The 17,957-nt window shown below is 73.7% G+C and carries 21 protein-coding genes; 12 read left to right on the forward strand and 9 right to left on the reverse strand.

Annotated elements, in window-relative coordinates:
• The first annotated feature begins 26 nt into the window (after window positions 1-26).
• Entirely contained in the window at window positions 27-710 is a 684-nt protein-coding gene (locus ACTT8P_RS16165) for a glycerophosphodiester phosphodiesterase (protein ID WP_361172562.1), read from the forward strand.
• Between the two features lie 4 nt (window positions 711-714).
• Here the strand turns inward: ACTT8P_RS16165 and ACTT8P_RS16170 are convergent, their stop codons facing one another.
• Entirely contained in the window at window positions 715-1,263 is a 549-nt protein-coding gene (locus tag ACTT8P_RS16170; RefSeq protein WP_442832334.1) for a GNAT family N-acetyltransferase, read from the reverse strand.
• 77 nt (window positions 1,264-1,340) lie between these two features.
• Here ACTT8P_RS16170 and ACTT8P_RS16175 point away from each other — a divergent pair, with 77 nt between their 5' ends.
• On the forward strand, window positions 1,341-1,733 hold the full coding sequence (locus tag ACTT8P_RS16175; RefSeq protein WP_442832335.1) for a VOC family protein: 393 nt from the start codon (window positions 1,341-1,343) through the stop codon (window positions 1,731-1,733).
• Between the two features lie 60 nt (window positions 1,734-1,793).
• Here the strand turns inward: ACTT8P_RS16175 and ACTT8P_RS16180 are convergent, their stop codons facing one another.
• Together ACTT8P_RS16180 and ACTT8P_RS16185 are read right to left on the reverse strand one after the other, a co-directional pair.
• Entirely contained in the window at window positions 1,794-2,351 is a 558-nt protein-coding gene (locus ACTT8P_RS16180; protein WP_442832336.1) for a MarR family winged helix-turn-helix transcriptional regulator, read from the reverse strand.
• On the reverse strand, window positions 2,348-4,036 hold the full coding sequence (locus tag ACTT8P_RS16185; RefSeq protein WP_442832337.1) for an FUSC family protein: 1,689 nt from the start codon (window positions 4,034-4,036) through the stop codon (window positions 2,348-2,350). The genes ACTT8P_RS16180 and ACTT8P_RS16185 overlap by 4 nt, the downstream gene beginning before the upstream one ends.
• Window positions 4,037-4,193: 157 nt before the next feature.
• Here ACTT8P_RS16185 and ACTT8P_RS16190 point away from each other — a divergent pair, with 157 nt between their 5' ends.
• From ACTT8P_RS16190 to ACTT8P_RS16205, 4 genes are all read left to right on the forward strand, one after another.
• On the forward strand, window positions 4,194-4,811 hold the full coding sequence (locus ACTT8P_RS16190; protein ID WP_442832338.1) for a DUF5134 domain-containing protein: 618 nt from the start codon (window positions 4,194-4,196) through the stop codon (window positions 4,809-4,811).
• A gap of 75 nt (window positions 4,812-4,886) precedes the next feature.
• Window positions 4,887-5,600: a phosphatase PAP2 family protein gene (locus ACTT8P_RS16195; RefSeq protein ID WP_442832339.1), complete on the forward strand. Its 714-nt coding sequence runs from the start codon at window positions 4,887-4,889 to the stop codon at window positions 5,598-5,600.
• 10 nt (window positions 5,601-5,610) lie between these two features.
• Entirely contained in the window at window positions 5,611-6,318 is a 708-nt protein-coding gene (locus ACTT8P_RS16200; protein WP_442832340.1) for an HAD family hydrolase, read from the forward strand.
• A gap of 151 nt (window positions 6,319-6,469) precedes the next feature.
• A complete protein-coding gene (locus ACTT8P_RS16205; RefSeq protein ID WP_442832341.1) occupies window positions 6,470-7,144 on the forward strand; it encodes a TetR/AcrR family transcriptional regulator in 675 nt (224 codons plus the stop codon).
• Here ACTT8P_RS16205 and ACTT8P_RS16210 read toward each other — a convergent pair.
• Window positions 7,132-8,634, reverse strand: coding sequence for an LVIVD repeat-containing protein (locus ACTT8P_RS16210; RefSeq protein WP_442832342.1), 1,503 nt, complete (start codon window positions 8,632-8,634; stop codon window positions 7,132-7,134). The two genes, ACTT8P_RS16205 and ACTT8P_RS16210, sit on opposite strands and share 13 nt — an antisense overlap.
• A gap of 190 nt (window positions 8,635-8,824) precedes the next feature.
• Between ACTT8P_RS16210 and ACTT8P_RS16215 the strand changes: the two genes are divergently transcribed.
• The gene (locus ACTT8P_RS16215) at window positions 8,825-9,493 is read left to right on the forward strand and encodes a DUF305 domain-containing protein (protein ID WP_442832343.1); all 669 of its coding nucleotides are present in this window, start codon (window positions 8,825-8,827) and stop codon (window positions 9,491-9,493) included.
• Window positions 9,494-9,509: 16 nt separating this feature from the next.
• Here the strand turns inward: ACTT8P_RS16215 and ACTT8P_RS16220 are convergent, their stop codons facing one another.
• On the reverse strand, window positions 9,510-9,959 hold the full coding sequence (locus ACTT8P_RS16220; protein WP_442832375.1) for a DUF6214 family protein: 450 nt from the start codon (window positions 9,957-9,959) through the stop codon (window positions 9,510-9,512).
• Between the two features lie 207 nt (window positions 9,960-10,166).
• Between ACTT8P_RS16220 and ACTT8P_RS16225 the strand changes: the two genes are divergently transcribed.
• A complete protein-coding gene (locus tag ACTT8P_RS16225; protein ID WP_442832344.1) occupies window positions 10,167-11,516 on the forward strand; it encodes an FAD-dependent oxidoreductase in 1,350 nt (449 codons plus the stop codon).
• On the opposite strand, the gene ACTT8P_RS16230 is transcribed toward ACTT8P_RS16225, so the two are convergent.
• Window positions 11,513-12,493, reverse strand: a complete 981-nt coding sequence (locus ACTT8P_RS16230) for an NAD-dependent epimerase/dehydratase family protein (RefSeq protein WP_442832345.1) — start codon at window positions 12,491-12,493, stop codon at window positions 11,513-11,515. The genes ACTT8P_RS16225 and ACTT8P_RS16230 overlap by 4 nt on opposite strands.
• On the reverse strand, window positions 12,490-12,930 hold the full coding sequence (locus ACTT8P_RS16235) for a MerR family transcriptional regulator (RefSeq protein WP_442832346.1): 441 nt from the start codon (window positions 12,928-12,930) through the stop codon (window positions 12,490-12,492). Before ACTT8P_RS16235 ends, ACTT8P_RS16230 begins: the two co-directional genes overlap by 4 nt.
• A gap of 148 nt (window positions 12,931-13,078) precedes the next feature.
• Between ACTT8P_RS16235 and ACTT8P_RS16240 the strand changes: the two genes are divergently transcribed.
• From ACTT8P_RS16240 to ACTT8P_RS16250, 3 genes are read left to right on the forward strand one after another with little or no spacing between them, the layout of a single operon-like run.
• A complete protein-coding gene (locus ACTT8P_RS16240; RefSeq protein ID WP_442832347.1) occupies window positions 13,079-14,446 on the forward strand; it encodes a nucleobase:cation symporter-2 family protein in 1,368 nt (455 codons plus the stop codon).
• A 12-nt stretch (window positions 14,447-14,458) separates the two neighbouring features.
• Window positions 14,459-14,638 carry a hypothetical protein gene (locus tag ACTT8P_RS16245; protein WP_442832348.1) on the forward strand — a complete coding sequence of 60 codons (180 nt, stop codon included), beginning with the start codon at window positions 14,459-14,461 and terminating at the stop codon, window positions 14,636-14,638.
• Window positions 14,639-14,672: 34 nt separating this feature from the next.
• Window positions 14,673-15,830 (forward strand): WD40/YVTN/BNR-like repeat-containing protein, encoded by a 1,158-nt coding sequence (locus ACTT8P_RS16250; protein WP_442832349.1) that lies wholly within the window; start codon window positions 14,673-14,675, stop codon window positions 15,828-15,830.
• Between the two features lie 59 nt (window positions 15,831-15,889).
• On the opposite strand, the gene ACTT8P_RS16255 is transcribed toward ACTT8P_RS16250, so the two are convergent.
• The gene (locus ACTT8P_RS16255; RefSeq protein ID WP_442832350.1) at window positions 15,890-16,555 is read right to left on the reverse strand and encodes a TetR/AcrR family transcriptional regulator; all 666 of its coding nucleotides are present in this window, start codon (window positions 16,553-16,555) and stop codon (window positions 15,890-15,892) included.
• Between the two features lie 23 nt (window positions 16,556-16,578).
• The gene (locus ACTT8P_RS16260; protein ID WP_442832351.1) at window positions 16,579-17,286 is read right to left on the reverse strand and encodes a TetR/AcrR family transcriptional regulator; all 708 of its coding nucleotides are present in this window, start codon (window positions 17,284-17,286) and stop codon (window positions 16,579-16,581) included.
• Window positions 17,287-17,415: 129 nt separating this feature from the next.
• Here ACTT8P_RS16260 and ACTT8P_RS16265 point away from each other — a divergent pair, with 129 nt between their 5' ends.
• Complete coding sequence (locus ACTT8P_RS16265; protein WP_442832352.1) at window positions 17,416-17,931, forward strand: cupin domain-containing protein; 516 nt, start codon at window positions 17,416-17,418, stop codon at window positions 17,929-17,931.
• The last annotated feature ends 26 nt before the right edge of the window (window positions 17,932-17,957 follow it).

Here is a 17,957-nt window from a genome sequence, read left to right on the forward strand (position 1 = left end):
CGGGAGGGGCCGGTTAGGCTGCGGCCGTGAACTTCCTCACCATCGGTCACCGCGGTGTCATGGGCGTCGAGCCCGAGAACACCCTGCGTTCCTTCACCGCCGCCGAGCAGGCCGGGCTAGACATGATCGAACTCGATCTGCACCTGAGCAAGGACGGCGCCCTCGTCGTCATGCACGACACGGACGTGGACCGCACGACCGACGGCACCGGTCCGATCGCCGCGAAGACGCTCGCCGAACTGCGCGCGCTCGACGCGGGGCGCGAGGAGCGGGTGCCGGTGTTCGAAGAGGTGCTCGACGCCGTGTCGCTGCCGTTGCAGGCGGAGATCAAGGACGTGGCGGCGGCCCGGGCGCTGGCCGGGGTGATCACCGAGCGGGAATTGACCGGACGGGTGGAGGTGTCCTCGTTCCACGACGAGGCGGTCGCCGAGACCACCCGGCTGGTGCCGGGGGTACGGACCGCCCTCATCGCCGGCCGGTACGGCACCGACATCGTGGAGCGCGCCGTCGAGGCCGGCGCGGCGACCGTCTGTCTCAACATCCGCCGGCTCACCCTGGAGACCGTGGAGCTGGCCCGCGAGGCGAACCTGCGGATCATCGGCTGGGTGGTCAACACCCAGGAGCAGCTGCGCCTGGCGCGGGCCTTCGGGCTCGACGGCGTGACGACCGACTACCCGGAGATCAAGCGGACCGGCCGCTTCACCGCATAGCCCCTCAGACCAGTTCCTTGACCAGCAGTTCGAAGGCGAGGTCGGCGCGGAGCGGGACGCCGAAGCGCTCGTCGCCGTAGGGGAACGGACTGGTGCGGCCGGTACGGCGGTAGCCGCGCCGCTCGTACCAGGCGATGAGGTCCTCGCGCGCGGTGATCACGGTCATGTGCATCTCGGGCACGCCCCACTCGGTGCGCACCTGCCGCTCCGCCTCGGCGATGACCGCCTTGCCGAGGCCGGCGCCCTGGAGGCCGGGGCGGACGGCGAACATCCCGAAGTAGGCGTGGCCGTCCCGGCGCTCCAGCTGGCAGCAGGCGACCGTCTCGCCGTCCCGCTGGACCGTCAGCAGCCGGCTGCCGGGCGTCTCGATGACCGTCCGCACCCCTTCGGGGTCCGTGCGCTGCCCTTCGAGGAGGTGGGCCTCGGTGGTCCAACCGGTCCGGCTGCTGTCGCCCCGGTACGCCGACTCGATCAGCGCGACGAGCGCGTCGACGTCGGCGGCGGTGGCGTCCCGGAAGGTCAGGTCGGTGGCGAGGGGCTGGACGGTGTCCATGTGCGGCATCTCCGGTTCGGTGCGGGCGCGGCGCGGGCACCGAAGAGCGTAACGCCGGGGCGTTAGGCTCCGGACGCATGGTGCATGTACTCAGCAGTCGTATCCTGCTCCGTCCCGTCGACCCCGACCGGTCCCGTGCCTTCTACGGCGAGCGACTCGGTCTCGCCGTGCACCGCGAGTTCGGCACCGGTCCGGAGCGCGGCACCGTCTACTTCCTCGGCGGCGGCTTCCTGGAGGTCTCCGGCCGGGCCGAGGCACCGGCCGCGCCGGGGCTCAGTATCTGGATGCAGGTGGCGGACGCGGCGGCGGCCCGCGCCGAGCTGCGGGCCAAGGGCGTGCCGATCGTGCGGGAGCCGGTGCGCGAGCCGTGGGGGCTGGTGGAGATGTGGCTCCAGGACCCGGACGGCACGCGGATCGTCCTGGTGGAGATCCCCGACGACCATCCGCTGCGGTACCGGCCGGGTATCTGAGGCCCCCTTCCCCGGCCCCGGGCCCCGGACCGGGTGACCGGCAGGTCCCCCGACAGGGGATCAGACGCGCGGCACTCCCAGCCGCCCCTCCAGCTGGACCAGGAGTTCGCCGAGCAGCCCGGTCAACGTGTCGCGCTCGGGTGTGCCGAGGCCGGACAGCGCGGCGGTCTCGTAGGCGAGCTGCTCGGGGAGGATGCCGTCCACCGTGTCGCGTCCGGCGTCGGTGAGGCGGACGTGGGCGACCCGGCGGTCCCGGGTGTCGCCGCGGCGTTCGACCAGGCCGCGCTCGGAGAGCTGCTTGAGGCGCTTGGTGACGGCGGCGCCGGAGGAGAAGGTCTCGCGGGCCAGTTCCCCGGGGGTCAGTTCGTGCCCGGTGCGGCGCAACGCGCCGAGCAGGTCGAACTCGGCCCGGCTGAGACCGGCCCGGCGCAGCGGCGCGTCCTCCGCCTGCTGGAGCAGGGCGGCGCAGCGGTTGATGCGGCCGATGATCTCCATCGGGCCGGTGTCCAGGTCGGGATGGACGGCCCGCCACTGCCGGACGACCCCGGCGACGGTGTCGCCCCGCGCCGGCCCCGTCGGGTCGTCCTTGGCCGCCGAGGGCCGGTCGGTTGCCGTCATGGCTTCGCGTCCTCCGTGGTGGTGCCCGAGTCCTGGTCGGCGCCGGCCGGGCGGCGGCGCACCGTAGCGGCGAGGGTACGGTGTCCGGCCTGCTCGGCCAGCACGACCCTCTCCTGCGGCAGGGCCCGCTGCCACCACTCGCCGGCCGCGGCGTCGGCGGTGGCCCGCAGGTCGGTCAGGGCGGCGGACAGGGCGCGCCGGGCGGCCTCCAGGGCGGCGGGGCCGGGGCGCGGTTCGGCCAGCAGCCGGGCGGCGTGCTCGCGGGCCCGGTCGGCGGCGGTGACGGCCGCCTCGACCCGGGAGCCGGCTCGCCGGTTGGTGACGGCGACCGCGGCCAGGAAACCGACCACCGCGCCGACCACGGTGTCCAGCACCCGCTCGGTGATCAGCTCCCCGGGGTCCTGGTAGCGGGCGAACTCGGTGATGAGCAGTGCCATCGGGGTGACGCAGACGCTGCCGAGCCAGTAGTTGCGGCTGATGAACGCCTCGGCGCCGAAGCCGCAGGCGAGGCAGAACACGACGAGGAACGCCTGGTGCAGGTGGGCGACCGGGGCGACGACGGCGAACACCAGCACCCCGGCGAGGTTGCCGACCACGCGCTGGACGGTGCGGCTCCAGGTGAGAGTCAGGTTGGCCTGGTAGAGCGCGGCGGCGGTGACCAGGGCCCAGTACGGACGGCCGACGCCGAGCGCGAGGGAGGCCCAGCCGGCCAGCGCGCAGCCGAGCGCGGTGCGGGCGCCGATGGGCAGCAGCGGGCCGAGCCGGTGCCACAGCGAGCTGGGGCGGGCGGCGAGTTCGGTCTCGACGCCGAGCAGTTCCCCGGTGTCGGCGCCGTGGTCCCCGGTGCGCGGGACCCGCCCGGTGCCGCGCAGGTCGCGGGCCCAGTCGCGGAGCCGGCGCGGGTCGGCGTCGGCGGGCGCGGCGAGCGCGACCTCGGCGCGGACCAGGAGGCGTTCCAGGGCCCGCCGGGTGGCGGCGCGGGCGCCGGTGGCCGGCACCGCGAGCAGCGTCTGCCAGGCGGCCTGGACGGCGGCGTACCCGGCGGCGCGGGCACCCGCGTGGCCGTCGCCGGTGCCGTGGGTGTCGGCGTATCCGGCGGCGGCGTTGAGGGCGGCGGCGGTGGCGCGGCGCTCGGGGCCGTGCGGCCGGACCAGGCCGGGCGCCATGCAGACGATCCAGGCCCAGGCGGCCGCGGCGAGGGCGAGTCCGAGGTGGCCGGGGAGCTGCCCGAGGGTCCCCGGCACGAACAGGGCGGCCGAGCTGATGAAGGAGAGGACGACGTTGCCCGGCGGGCCGACCCGGGTGGCGTCGCACAGCGTCTTCTGTACGGCGGCCAGCAGGGCGCCGACGGCGACCAGGACGACGGCGTTGCCGGTGAGCGACGCGGCGGTCAGCGCGACGGCGAGGCCGCCGACCATGCCGAGGATCACCCAGAGCAGGGTGCGGGCGCGGGCGGCGTAGGGCCGGTTGTGGGCGTACAGCGCGCACATCGACCCGGCCATCGTGTACATGGCCAGGTCGAGCCGGCCGAGCGCCAGCAGGGTGAGGTTGGGCGGGGCGAGCGAGGCGACGGAGCTGAGCGCGGGCTTGAACCAGATGTCGGAGGGGCGGCGCGGCCGCAGCACGCCGGCCAGGGGGAGGCGGCGGGCGCGGGGGGTGCCGGGGGTGGGGGTCGCACTGCTCATGAAATGAGCTTAACAGGTGTTTTACCTGTAAACGATGCGTGGCTTCTCACGCCGCACTCCGGGAATGCCCCCGGGACGCCCCTTTGCGCTCGCGTGCGCGCCGCGTGCACCGGGCATCCCTTGACCGACCGCCGAGCTCAGAGCGAGGGAGGGGCGCGTGCTCATACCGGTGTCCTCCGGCTGGCTGCTGGTCGCGCTGTGCGCGGCGACCGGCGCCTACTGCCTGCTGCGGATGCGCAGCGACGTCGAGGAGCAGCGCCGCGCCGCGGGCGGTGAGGCCCTCATGGGTTTCGGCATGGCCGCGATGGCCGTGCCGGCGGCCGTGTTCACCCCGCCGGGCTGGGCCTGGCCGCTGTACGCGGCGGTGTTCGGCTCGGCCGGGCTGCGCGCCCTGTGGGCCGCCCGGCGCAGCCGCCACCATCTGCACCATCTGGTCGGCGCCGGGGCGATGGTCTACATGTCGCTGGTGATGGCCGCCGCCCCCGGCCACGGTCACGGCCACGGCGGTTCCGGCGTCCCGCTGCTCACCGGCGCCCTGCTGCTCTACTTCGCCGGGTACGTGCTGACGGCCGGGGCGCGCCTGGTGCCGGTACCCGCGCTGGCCGGCCCCTCGACCGGTCCCTCGGCCGGCACCACGTCCGGCACCACGTCCGGCCCCGAGGCCCGCACCGCGGCCCGCGCTTCGGCCGGCGGCTGGGGCGACCGGCCGGAAGTGGCCCGCGCCTGCCGGCTGTCGATGGGCATCGGGATGCTGGCGATGCTGCTGACCATGTGAGGGACGGCGGCCGCCCGGCGCGGGTCCCGACACCGGGATTGGCCTCGATGCCGCCGGGTCGGCGAGGATCGCAGGATGCAGACGCCGCCCCTCGACTCCCCGCCCCGTCCGCCGCGCACCCGTACCGCGCTCGGTGCCGCCTGGATCCTGGCGCTGTGCTCGGCGCTGCTGCTCGTCCTGGTCGCCGCCGAGTGGCGCCCGCTGATGAGCCTGGACGGCGCCGTCTCCCGCACCACGCACCGCTGGGCGGTCGAGGAGGCCGGTGTCACCCGCGTCTTGCGGGTGCTGACCGACTGGGTGTGGGACCCGTGGACGATGCGGCTGCTGTGCGCGGTGGCGGTGCTGTGGCTGGGGTTGCGGCGCGGGGCCTGGTGGACGGCGGTGTGGCTGGCGGCGACCTGCGCGCTGACCGCGCTGGTGCAGCAGGTGCTGAAGGCCGCGGTGGGCCGGGCCCGCCCGGTCTGGCCGGATCCGGTGGACAGCGCGCACTACGCGGCGTTCCCCTCCGGCCACGCCATGACCGCCACGGTCGTGTGCGGCCTGCTGCTGTGGCTGCTGCACCACTGCGCCGCCGCCCGCGCCGTCCGGTCGGCCGCGCTGGTGGTGGCCGTGGTCTCGGTGGCCGGCGTCGGTCCGACCCGCGTCTGGCTGGGCGTCCACTGGGCCACGGACGTCGTCGCCGGCTGGCTGATGGGCGCGCTGGCGGTGTGCCTGGCGGTGACGGCGCATCACCACTGGGGTCCGGCCCGGGAAGCGGGGGCCGCGCCCCGGCGGGCTCCCGCCTCGTAGGATCCCGGGCATGACCGCCGTACTCTTCGACTTCTCCGGCACCCTCTTCCGCATCGAGTCCTGCGAGGCGTGGCTGCGCACGGTGCTCGCCGAGGCTCAGGTCCCGCTGTCCGAGGCGGAGTTGGCGCGTACGGCGCGGGCGCTGGCGGAGGCGGGCGCGCAGCCGGGCGGGGCGGCCCCGCTGGTGGTGCCGGAGGAACTGGTGGGAGTGTGGGAGGTCCGCGACCAGACTCCCGAACTGCACCGCGCGGCGTACACCGGGCTGTCCCGCCGGGTGCCGCTGCCCGTGCCGGAACTCCACGACGCGCTGTACGAACGGCACATGACCCCGGCCGCGTGGCGTCCCTATCCGGACGCAGCCGAGGTGCTGCGCGTCCTGAAGGAGCGCGGGATCGCGGTCGGCGTGGTCAGCAACATCGGCTGGGACCCGCGCCCGGTCTTCCGCGAGCACGGACTCGACCCGTACGTGGACACCTACGTCCTGTCCTACCGGCACGGTGTCCGCAAGCCCGATCCGCGGCTGTTCGCCACGGCCTGCGCCCGGCTGGGCGCCGATCCGGCCCGGACCCTGATGGTCGGCGACGACCGCCGGGCGGACGGCGGCGCCGCGGCCCTGGGCTGCGCGGTGCACTTCGTCGACCATCTCCCGGTCACCGAGCGGCCGGACGGCCTGCGGCCGGTACTGGACCTGGTGGGCCGGTCCGCGGACCGAACATAGCCCGAGGCAACCGATACCGCGGAAAACCGCCCGCCTCGGGCGATCCCCCGCGTCGCCCGAGGCGGGCGGCAGCCGGACGCGTCCACGACGGAGCGGGTCCGGCCGTACTGAGTATAGTTGGCCGGCAGCCAGTCAACACAGGAGTCGCGACATGTCCCCGCGCAGCGCCTCGGTCAACGAAGAACTGCGCCGGCGATCCCAGGAGCGGCTGCTCCAGGCGGCCGTGGAGCTGGTCGGCGAACGCGGTTACGACGCCACCACGTTGGGGGACATCGCCGACCGGGCCGGCGCGGCGCGGGGGCTCATCTCGTACTACTTCCCCGGCAAGCGCCGGCTCGTGCAGTCGGCCGTGCACCGGCTGCTGCACCGCACGCTGGAGGAGGCGCTGGAGCGGGAGCCGTACCGGGCCGGCGCCGACGGGCCGGAGCGGCTGGCGCGGGCCATCGACGCGATCCTGGGTCTGGCCCGGGACCGGCAGGTGCTGATGCGCCAGCACATGGCGGGTTTGCTGCACGCCGAGGGCTTCGTGCCCTGCCCCGAGCAGCGGCGGCTGGCCGAACTGCTGCGGGACACCGTCGCCCGGCACGGCTCGGGCGACGTCGACCGGGACTATCCGGTGCTGCGGGCCCTGCTGATGGGCGCGGTGTACGCCGCCCTGCTGCCGGGGGCGCCGATGCCGGTCCCGGTCCTGCGCGCCGAACTGTTCGCGCGCTACGGGCTGGCCTGGGACCTGGGGGTCCCGCCGGACGCCGAGGCGCCCGACGGGACGTGCGACACGGGTCTGTCGCGTTTCTTCGCCACCGGGGCCGAGGATCAGTCGAAGTAGTCCGGCTGCGTCTGGACGTTCAGCTCGTCCAGCCGGACCCGCTTGGCCGGGTCCGTGCGCCGGTCGCTGAGCTTGAGCACGTCGAAGCCCTTGGCGATGTCGTTGGAGTAGACGTAGCCGTTGTAGTAGTACGCCGACCAGGAGCCGCCGGTGACCATCGTCTCGGTGGACAGCGGGCCGCGCTCGAAGTAGGCGATCTCCTTCGGCTTGGCGGAGTCGGTGAAGTCCCAGACGGAGACGCCGCCCTGGTACCAGGCCTGGACCATGAGGTCCTTGCCCTTGACCGGGATCAGCGAGCCGTTGTGGGCGACGCAGTTCTCCGTGTCGGCCTGGTGGCGCGGGATCTTGTAGTAGCTGCGGAAGACCAGCTTGCTCTTCTCGCCCTTGCCGACGATGTCGTAGATGCCGTCGGCACCGCGGTCGGGGCCGATCTCCGCGTTGCAGGTGGCCGCGCCGCCGCCGCCCAGCTCGTCGGTGAAGACGACCTTCTTGGCGGTCTGGTTGAAGGTCGCCGAGTGCCAGAACGCGAAGTTGACGTTGTCCTGGACCCGGTCGATGACCTTCGGGTGCTCCGGGTCCTTGATGGAGAACAGGATGCCGTCGCCCATGCAGGCGCCCGCCGCGAGGTCCTTGGAGGGCAGCACGGTGATGTCGTGGCAGCCGGTGGTCTTGGAGACGCCGGGGTTGGTGGGCGCGCCCGGGTTGCCGCCGCCGTCGGGGCCCTCACCGGGGAACAGCACCGGGAAGCCCACGACCGCCGCCTTCTCGGGGGCAGCGCGCGGCACCTTGATGACCGAGATGCCGTCGTGCGGCGGCTGGCAGTCCGGGTAGGACGCGCTCGGCGAGTACGAGGAGACGTAGATGTAGACGTTGCGGCGCTCGGGCACGATGGTGTGGGTGTGCGAGCCGCAGGCGGTCTCGACGGCGGCGACGTACTTCGGGTTGCGCACGTCGCTGATGTCGAAGACCTTCATGCCCTCCCAGGAGGACTTCTCGGTCACCGGCTGGGTGGTGCTGTTGCAACTGTCGTCGCTGCGCGAGGAGTCGGTCGACAGGAACAGCAGGTCGCCGGAGACGGAGATGTCGTTCTGCGAGCCGGGGCAGAGCACCTGGGCGACGGTCTTCGGCTGCTTCGGGTTGCTGATGTCGAAGACGCGAAAGCCGTCGTAGTTGCCCGCGAAGGCGTACTTCCCCTGGAAGGCCAGGTCCGAGTTGGTGCCCGGCAGCACGTCCTTGGGGATGTTGACGAGGTGCTCGAGGTTGGCCGAGTGGACGATCTCGTCCTGGCCGGGTATCTCACCGCTCGCGATGGCCTCGGTCGCCTCGGCCCGCGCGCTCTTGGAGACCTCCTCGGTGGCGGCCGGTTTGTCCCCGGGGTCGGGGGTCGCCGTCGCCGGTGCCGCGGTGAGCAGCGCGGCCAGCAGCCCGGCGGCTGCGGTGGCAACTCCCAGGTGTCTGCGCCGGGTTCTCGGGTCGTTCAACAGGATCACTGCTTCCTCCCTGGTTCCGTTCGCGTGGGAACGGTGTACGCACCCCGCAGTATCGTCTTCGCCATGCTCATACCAACAGGGGGCAACAGACTCGTAATGAAGTTTTCTGATCACTGGCGTGCACAGGCGTGCTAGGACGGTCACGACACTCACGAGGTGTCCCCTGCCCCGGCTGCCACAGGAGGTCGTTGTGCCCTTCCGTCCCGCGTCCCGTGCCTCGCTCGTCACGGTCTCGCTGACCGCCCTGGCCGTGCTCGGGCTCGGGGCCTGCGACTCCGGCGGCTCCGGTACGGACACCGGCGCGGCGGCCTCCTCCGGCCCCTCGGTGATCGCGCCCGGCGAACCGGGCGGGGCCAACCGCACGCTGTCCGCCCAGGACGCCGAGGAGCAGCGCGCCGACGACGACTCGCCCAACTCGGCCGACGTCGACTACGCGCGGATGATGATCCAGCACCACGCCCAGGCCCTGACGATGACCGACCTCGTGCCCGCGCGCGCCGCGTCGCGGAAGCTGAAGCGCCTGGCCGAACGGATCGCCGCGGCCCAGGAGCCGGAGATCGACACCATGCGGGGCTGGCTGACGGAGCACGGCGCGAAGGCGACCGAGAGCGGCGGCGCGCACGACCACGCCGCGATGCCGGGGATGGCCACCGAGGCGCAGCTGAAGAACCTGCGGGCGGCGCGGGGCAAGGCGTTCGACCAGCTCTTCCTGACGCTGATGATCACCCATCACCAGGGGGCGATCACCATGGCGACGGACGTGAAGGCGCAGGGCAACAACGTGCGGATCGAGGAGATGGCCGACGACGTGGTCGCGCAGCAGACCAGCGAGATCGCGCGGATGCGGGAGATGCTCTGACGGACCGGGGCGCGGGTCAGCGGCGGGCCCGGCGCGGGGCCAGCAGGCCGGCGTCCCGGGCCTGTCCGATCAGCCGCAGCGAGCCGCGCCGGCTGCACCCGGTCGCGGCCATCACCGCCAGGACCGGGTCGCCGCCGCGCTCCTGAGCGGCCCGGTACTCGCGCGCCACCAGCCGCTGCCCCTCCGGGCCGCGCGGGTGGCCGGGCCGGGCGTGCCGTACGGCGGACGGGGTGCCGTCCGCACGGCCCGCGCCGCACGCCTCGGCGAGGGGGTCCTCCAGCCACTCGCCTAGCGCCGGCAGATCGTCCAGGCAGAGCGCGGGCCGGGCCTGTACGTCCTCCAGGCAGACGCCCTCCGCCGACACCACCGCGAGGGCCTCGATCCGGGCGCCGTCGGCGAACACCAGCCGGACGTCGTACCAGGAGGCGGTGGCACCGTCCTCGCACACGTTCCACGCGTGCCGCACGGAGACCTCGCCGTCGTCCTGACAGCGGTCGGAGAGCCGGAGGGAGCGAGGAACGCGCGGAGTGTCGGACACCCCCGGAACGTAACCGCATGATCACATTCGATACGAAACGGACACGCGTCGAGCACCCCGTGCGGCACCCTGTCAGCCGACCCGGAGCGGTGCGATGCTGGACCGTGTCAGCGACTCCCGTCGAAGGGGGTGCCCATGCTGCGGGTCGCCGTCGTCGGCTCGGGGCCGAGCGGGTGCTACACCGCCCAGAGCCTCGTCCAGCGCGATCCCGGGGTGCACGTCGACGTCCTGGACCGGCTGCCGTGTCCGTACGGTCTGGTGCGGTACGGGGTGGCGCCCGACCACGAGAAGATCAAGTCGTTGCAGGGCGCGCTGCGCACGGTGCTGGAGCACGAGCGGGTGCGGTTCCTCGGCGGGGTCCCGGTCGGGCCCGGCGGGGTGCCGGCCGACCGGCTGCGCCGGCTGTACCACGCGGTGGTGTACTGCGTGGGCGCCGCCACCGACCGGCGGCTCGGCATCCCCGGCGAGGACCTGCCGGGCAGTTGGCCGGCGACCGGGTTCGTGTCCTGGTACAGCGCCCATCCGGACGCGGCCGACGCCGGATACGTCCAAGGCGGCGTCCGGTCGGCGGTGGTGATCGGGGTCGGGAACGTCGCGGTGGACGTGGTACGGATGCTGGCCCGCGGCGCGGCCGAGCTGACCGGGACCGACATTCCCGAGGCGGCGCTCGGCGCGCTGGCCGCCAGCCGGGTCCGGGAGATCCACATGGTGGGCCGGCGCGGCCCGTCCCAGGCCCGGTTCACCACCAGGGAACTGCGCGAACTCGGCGGCCTGCCGGACACCGACGTCCTGGTGGACCCGGCGGAGGCGGCGCTGGACCCGGCCTACCGGGACCCGGCCGCGCTGCCCGCCGGCCCGCGGCGGAACGTCGAGGCGGTGCGCGGCTTCGCCACGGCACCCGCGACGGGCGCGGCGCGCCGCATCCGGCTGCGCTTCTTCCTGCGGCCCGTCGAACTGCTCCCCCGAGGCGGCCGGGTGGGCGCCGTCCGCTTCGAACGGACGGCGCCCGACGGGCACGGCGGGGTCACCGGCACCGGACGGTACGAGGACATCGAGGCGCGGCTGGTGCTGCGCTCGGTGGGGTACCGCGGGGTGCCGGTGGCGGGGCTGCCGTTCGACGCCACGAGCGGCACGGTGCCGCATCTCGCCGGGCGGGTGCTGGGCGAGGGCGGCGGGGTGGTGCCCGGGGTGTACGTCGCCGGGTGGATCAAGCGCGGCCCCACCGGCGTCATCGGCACCAACCGGCCGTGCGCGAAGGAGACGGTGACGTCGCTGCTGGCGGACGCGCCGGTACTGATCCGGGCCGAGCCGCCCGGCGATCCGCTGCCCGCGCTGCGCGCCGAGGGCGTGCGGCCGGTGCCGTGGGCGGGGTGGCGGGCCATCGAACGCGCCGAGGCGGAACTCGGCGGCCGGCTCGGCCGGGGTGTGGTGAAGCTGCCCGACTGGGAGTCGCTGCTGCGGGCGGCGGGGGCCGCCTCCGGTTAGGCCGGATTCTCCAGCAGCCCCAGGTCGCGCAGGCTCTCGGCGGTCTCCACGATGGTCGTCTCGGCGGGGCGCGGCGTCCAGCCCAGTTCCTCGCGGGCCCGGTCGTTGTGGATGACCGGGCGGCGCGGCTCCGCCCCCGGGGCTTCCTCGGTGGGGACATGGGCGGCCGCCGCGCCGAGCCGCCGGCGCAGGGTCCGGGCCACGTCCAGGTAACTGATCGTGGGACCGTCGGCCAGCGCCAGATAGCGCCGCCCGGCGGCCTCCGGCGCGGCCATCGCGCGCAGGTGCAGATCGGCGACGTCCCGGACGTCGGCCACCCCGAAGTACTGCCGGGGCAGCACGCTCAGCGTCCCGTCGAGCATCGACTTGACGAGCTGGGCCGACATCCGCAGGTCGGTGGTGAGGGTGGGTCCGAGGATGAACGTCGGGTTGACGACGACGAGTTCGAGGTCGCCGCCCTCGCGTGCCATCAGGTCCCAGGCGGCGCGTTCGGCGATCGCCTTGGAGCGCGGGTAGGGCGCGAGCCCCGGGGTGTCGGGGTCGGTCCAGTCGTCCTCGGTGTAGTCGGGCGCCGGCTTCGGGCTGTAGCCGATCGCCGCGAAGGACGAGGTGAGGACGGTGCGCCGGGCGCCGGCGTCGCGGGCGGCGCGCAGGACCCGCAGGACGCCCTCGCGGGCCGGGACGATCAGTTCGTCGGGGTCCTTGGGCTGGGTGGCCGGGATGGGTGAGGCGACGTGGTGCACCTCCGCGCAGCCGGCCAGCGCCGCGGGCCAGCCGGCGTCGGACATCAGGTCCGCGGCGACCACCTCGAGGCCGGCGTCGTCGGCGCCGCCGCGCCGCACCGCCGCGCGCAGCTCCGCCTCGCGGGCGGCGGTCGAACGGACCGTGGCGCGTACCTCCCGGCCGTCCCGCAGCAGCGCCGCGATCAGGTGCGTCGCCAGATATCCGGAGCCACCGGTGACCAGAACCTTGCTCATCGTTCCACCTCCAGGCGGCCTGCCGCCGCCTTCACTCGTCGGGTCGCCTCGGCCTCGGCGGCGTCGTCGCCGCGGTCCCGGGCGTCCCACATCGCCGCCTTCTCCTTCAGGTAGGTGAGGCGGGCCCGCTGTGCGGCCAGTTCGCGCTCGACCCGTTCCGCGTGCCGCAGCAGCAGATCGCGCTGCTCGGCCGCCGCCGCCCGGCCGCGGGCCCGGTTGGCCATGTACGTCCGCATGTCCTCGATGCCGACGCCGACGGCGCGCAGACAGGACAGCATGTCCAGCATGTCGAGGTCCTCGGCCCGGTAGCGGCGGTGCCCGCTGCTCTCGTCCCGCTCCACCGGGCCGATCAGTCCCACGTCCTCGTAGTAGCGCAGCGTGGGCTCACTGAGCCCGCTGCGTCGGGATACGTCCCGAATGGTGAAGGTTGTTGCCATGGATGCAGCAGAACACACTTCAAGCGCTTGAGGTCAAGGCGAGGTGGCGGGACACACGGCGGCAACAAGCCAGAAATCAACAAACTGTTCAAGGCGCTTACGGTCTCTGCCTGTCGGCTTGTTTCCCACCCGCAGCCCAGGAGCGCCCATGGCCCCGCCCACCTCTGTGCACCCCGTCGACGAGATACCCCCGGTACGGCAACTGTCCGCCTTCGGCCTCCAGCACGTGCTCGCCATGTACGCGGGCGCGGTCGCCGTCCCGCTGATCGTCGGCGGGGCGATGCAGCTGCCGCCCGCGGACCTGGCGTACCTGATCACGGCCGACCTGCTGATATGCGGCATCGCCACACTCATCCAGTGCGTCGGCTTCTGGCGGTTCGGCGTGCGGCTGCCGATCATGCAGGGCTGTACGTTCGCCGCGGTCTCCCCGATGGTGATGATCGGGACGACGGGCGGCGGGCTGCCCGCGATCTACGGGGCGGTAATCGTCGCCGGGCTGGGGATCATGCTGCTGGCCCCGGTCTTCGGGCGGCTGCTGCGGTTCTTCCCGCCGCTGGTGACGGGCACGGTGATCCTGATCATCGGGGTGTCGCTGATGCCGGTGGCGGGCAACTGGGTGGCCGGCGGCTCCGGCGCCGAGGACTTCGGCGATCCGGGGAACATCGGGCTGGCGGCCTTCGTGCTGGTGGTCGTGCTCGCCGTGCAGCGGTTCGGGCCGGCCTTCCTCAGCCGGATCGCGGTGCTGGTCGGCATAGCCGTCGGGCTGGCGGTCGCGGTGCCGTTCGGCTTCACCGACTTCGGCGGGGTCGGGGACGCCGACTGGGTCGGCATCAGCACCCCGTTCCACTTCGGCGCGCCGACGTTCGAGGCGTCGGCGATCGTGTCGATGCTGGTGGTGGCCCTGGTCTGCATGACCGAGACCACGGGCGACTTCATCGCGGTCGGCGAGATGACCGGCCGGAAGGCCGAGCCGCGCTCGCTGGCGGACGGACTGCGCGCCGACGGCCTCTCCACGGTCCTCGGCGGCGTGTTCAACACCTTCCCGTACACGGCGTTCGCGCAGAACGTGGGCCTGGTCGGCATGACCCGGGTGCGCAGCCGCTGGGTGGTCGCCGCGGCGGGCGGCATGCTGGTGCTGCTCGGCCTGCTGCCCAAGCTGGGCGCGGTGGTGGCGGCGATCCCCGCGCCGGTGCTCGGTGGGGCGGGCGTGGTGATGTTCGGGACGGTGGCCGCCAGCGGTCTGCGCACGCTCTCCGAGGTCGACTTCGAGGGCAACCACAACCTCACGGTGGTGGCGGTGTCCCTGGCGGTCGGACTGCTGCCGGTCGGGGTGCCGACCGTGTACGACGCGTTCCCGGACTGGTTCCAGACGGTGATGCACAGCGGCATCAGCGCGGGCTGCCTGACGGCGATCGTACTGAACCTGCTCTTCAACCACCTGCCCGCGCGCGCCGGTTCGGCTTCCGGGGAACCGGTAAGGAGCGGCACCCCGGCTCCCTCGGGGGAAACCGTGTAGTCCACCAGGGGAGTGCCGGACGTCGTCGCGCCGCCGCGGAGATCCCTCGCGAGCCGGGCGACCCGCGCGGGTGCTGAGCGGTCCCGCACCACAGGATCCGAGCACGTGACCGAGGAGGGCGACGACGAGTCCGACCGCAGTGAGGGCGGCGCGGCGGCCGGCCGGGTCCTGGAGCGCGCACTGCCGGTCTGACCTGCGCGGACTCCGATCTCGGAGGTGAGTGTCAGTGGTGGGGTGCAGACTGGCCGATGTCCGAGACAAAGGCGTCGACGAGGACGCCGCGGAGGTGATCGGCATGACCGAGGTACTGCTCGCCGTGGGCACCAGGAAGGGTCTGTTCATCGGGCGCCGTCGAGGGGGCGGCTGGGAGTTCGACGCGGACCCCTGTTTCAACGCGCAGGCCGTGTACTCGGTCGCCATCGACACCCGGCGGGACACCCCGCGGCTGCTGGCCGGCGGCGACAGCGCGCACTGGGGACCGTCCGTCTTCCACTCCGACGACCTGGGCCGGTCCTGGAGCGAACCGGCCCGGCCCGCCGTGAAGTTCCCCAAGGAGACAGGCGCCTCCCTGGAGCGGGTGTGGCAGCTGCACCCGTCCGCGGCGGAACCCGACGTGGTGTACGCGGGCACCGAACCGGCCGCGCTGTACCGCTCGGCGGACCGCGGGGAGAGCTTCGAGCTGGTCCGGCCGCTGTGGGAGCACCCCACGCGTTCGCGGTGGGTGCCGGGCGGCGGGGGCGAGGGGCTGCACACCGTGCTCACCGACGCGCGCGATCCGCGGTCCGTGACCGTCGCGGTGTCGACGGCGGGCGTGTTCCGCACCACCGACGGCGGCGCCGGCTGGTCGCCGTCCAACTCCGGTGTCTCGGCGGTCTTCCTGCCGGATCCGCACCCGGAGTTCGGCCAGTGCGTGCACAAGGTGGCCCGGGACGCGGCCGAGCCCGACCGCCTCTACCTCCAGAACCACTGGGGGGTGTACCGCAGCGACGACGCGGGCGCGCACTGGACGGACATCGGCGCGGGCCTGCCGTCCACCTTCGGCTTCGCGGTGGCGACGCATCCGCGGCGCGGTGACACGGCGTACGTCTTTCCCATCAACGCCGACGCGGACCGGGTCCCGGCCGACCGACGCTGCCGGGTCTTCCGTACCCCCGACGCGGGCAAGAGCTGGGAGCCGCTCACGGCGGGGCTGCCGAAGGAGGACCACTACGGCACGGTGCTGCGCGACGCGCTGTGCACGGACGACGCCGGCGAGCGGGCCGGGGTGTACTTCGGCAATCGCAACGGCGAGGTGTACGCGTCGGCCGACGACGGCGACAGCTGGCGGCAGTTGGCCGCGCATCTGCCGGACGTGCTGTGTGTGCGGGCGGCGGTGGTCGGATGAGGCGGTGGGCGCCCCGCAGGGCCGCAAGGGCCGCAGGGCCACAAGGGCCGCAGCGACCCTCACGGCCTCGGTTCGGCCAGGTGGGCGAGTGAGGTGATGACGCGCTCGGCGATGTCCTCCGGCCAGGGGAAGGAGGGGCTGACGGCCCGCTGGTGGGCGAGTCCGTGCAGGCCCACCCAGAGCGCCGTGGCGTCGGCGGTCAGGTCGGTGCTGTTGGCGAGACCCGCGGCGACACAGTCCCCGAGGGCGTCGATCAGCAGCTGCATGGATTCCATACCGAGCGTGGCCATGTCCTCCACGGTCAGGGAGCTGTCCTCCAGGGCCGGCACCCACAGGCCGCCGAACATCGTGCGGTAGCGCTCGGGATGGCTGCGGGCGAAGTCGAGGTAGGCGTCGCACACCGCCAGCAGCCGCCGCCGGGGGTCCTGGCCGGCCTCGTCCAGGGCGGTGCGCAGACAGCGCTCCAGACCGGCGAACTCCCGCCGCACCACGGCCAGCATGATGGCCGGCTGGTCGGGGAAGTGCGGGTAGATCGAGGGGGCGGCGATGCCCACCTTCCGGGCCACCGAGCGCAGGGTGACGGCGTGTTCGTCGCCGGTCTCGTCGAGCAGTTCGGCGGCCGCGGTGATGATCTCCTCCCGCAGCCGCCCGCCCTCGCCGCGGCGGTTGCGGGTACGGGTCCGCTTGGGCGCGGTGGGCTCGGCCGTTGAACTGGTGTGTTCCATCCCGTCAGCTTACATTGTGAAGCTTATCGGGCGCCCTGGTCGGAAGCCACCTCCGGAGCGGACCCCGCCCCCGTCCCCGTCCCCGTCCCCGGCAGCAGGGCCGCCGCGAGCTGCTCCGTGAGCCAGTGCTCCGCGCTGTCCCAGGACCAGCCGCGTTCGACGACCAGCTGATGCCAGGAGGCGTGGCCCAGGTGGAACCACAGGATGTCGGTGACCCGCTCGGCGGCCAGGCCGGGACGCAGCGCGTCCAGTTCGCGAAGGCGCCGGGCCACGGCGGCGAGGGCCGCCCGGTACGCCTCGTCGGCGCGGGCCAGGGCCGCGGCGGCGTACGCGTCGGCGTGCGCGGCGCTGACCATGACCCGGACCAGGCCGTGGTGCCGCTCGTTGTCGCGGCGGGTGCCGTGGGCGGCCGCCGCGAGCACCGCGCGCGGTACGCCGGTGCCGCGCACCGCGGCCAGCGCCGCCCCGGACGCGGAGCCCCGCACGCCGTCCTGGATGAGCAGCGTCAGGATGGCGCCCTTGCCTCCGGTGCTGGCGTACACCGTGGGGACGGCGGTCCCCGCCGCCCGGGCGATCTGGGCGACGGTGACGCTCGCGTAGCCGTGGGCCAGGAAGAGGCGCGTGGCCGCGTCGAGGATCGCCGCGCGGGTCTCCGCGGCCGACTCGGCCCGGCGGGGCGCGTGGTAGGGGCGGCGCTGCCTGGGCCCGGCGGGCGGGTCTTGCGGATTCACCGGGCCATTCTGCCGCACCGGCGGTGCGCGGAGGCTATTCGATATAGGTTGCCTCTAACCAATGTTGCCTCTAACCAATGTCGCCTCTAACCAAATACAGCCCCCTTTAGAGCGTTCCGAGGACGATCAGTGAGCCACTTCCCGTCTCTGTCCATCAACCCGGACCACCCCGACCGGCAGTACGCGCTCGGTCAGGAACTGCGGATCTCGATCCTCACCTCGGGCGAGGAGACCGACGGCCGCCACGACGTGACGGACTCCTTCATGCCGGCCGGCGCGGCCACCCCGCTGCACGCCCACACCGCCTACGAGGAGCGGCTCTGGGTCTCCTCCGGGTCGCTGACCGTGTGGGCCGGGGACGCGACGGTGACGCTGCGCTCCGGGGACTTCTACGCCATCCCCCTGCACGTCCCGCACGCGATAGCGGCCGGTCCCGAGGGCGCCCGCGCCCTCAACATCTCCTCCCCCGCCGGGTTCGCCGAGCTCATCGCCCGGGTCGCCACCCCGCTGCACCTCGCCACCGAGCAGACCGCGCTCGACGTGGACCTGTTCAACGCGGTGGCCCAGGAGATGGGCGACATCCTGCTCGGCCCGCCCGGGTCCACCCCCGCCGACCTGCCGCCGGGCAACCGGGCACGCGGCTGACGTCCGGGGGCGCGGGCGCGCCCCCG

The sequence above is a fragment of the Streptomyces sp. JW3 genome (assembly GCF_052216785.1).
Classification (GTDB): Bacteria; Actinomycetota; Actinomycetes; order Streptomycetales; family Streptomycetaceae; genus Streptomyces.

Excerpts from the sequence above, each read along its gene's own strand:
- ACTT8P_RS16255 (WP_442832350.1), bottom strand. The coding sequence starts at position 16,555 with ATGGAACACACCAGTTCAACGGCCGAGCCCACCGCGCCCAAGCGGACC.
- ACTT8P_RS16240 (WP_442832347.1), top strand. The coding sequence starts at position 13,079 with ATGGCCCCGCCCACCTCTGTGCACCCCGTCGACGAGATACCCCCGGTA.
- ACTT8P_RS16235 (WP_442832346.1), bottom strand. The coding sequence starts at position 12,930 with ATGGCAACAACCTTCACCATTCGGGACGTATCCCGACGCAGCGGGCTC.
- ACTT8P_RS16170 (WP_442832334.1), bottom strand. The coding sequence starts at position 1,263 with ATGGACACCGTCCAGCCCCTCGCCACCGACCTGACCTTCCGGGACGCC.
- ACTT8P_RS16200 (WP_442832340.1), top strand. The coding sequence starts at position 5,611 with ATGACCGCCGTACTCTTCGACTTCTCCGGCACCCTCTTCCGCATCGAG.
- ACTT8P_RS16175 (WP_442832335.1), top strand. The coding sequence starts at position 1,341 with ATGGTGCATGTACTCAGCAGTCGTATCCTGCTCCGTCCCGTCGACCCC.
- ACTT8P_RS16205 (WP_442832341.1), top strand. The coding sequence starts at position 6,470 with ATGTCCCCGCGCAGCGCCTCGGTCAACGAAGAACTGCGCCGGCGATCC.
- ACTT8P_RS16195 (WP_442832339.1), top strand. The coding sequence starts at position 4,887 with ATGCAGACGCCGCCCCTCGACTCCCCGCCCCGTCCGCCGCGCACCCGT.
- ACTT8P_RS16180 (WP_442832336.1), bottom strand. The coding sequence starts at position 2,351 with ATGACGGCAACCGACCGGCCCTCGGCGGCCAAGGACGACCCGACGGGG.
- ACTT8P_RS16230 (WP_442832345.1), bottom strand. The coding sequence starts at position 12,493 with ATGAGCAAGGTTCTGGTCACCGGTGGCTCCGGATATCTGGCGACGCAC.
- ACTT8P_RS16185 (WP_442832337.1), bottom strand. The coding sequence starts at position 4,036 with ATGAGCAGTGCGACCCCCACCCCCGGCACCCCCCGCGCCCGCCGCCTC.
- ACTT8P_RS16225 (WP_442832344.1), top strand. The coding sequence starts at position 10,167 with ATGCTGCGGGTCGCCGTCGTCGGCTCGGGGCCGAGCGGGTGCTACACC.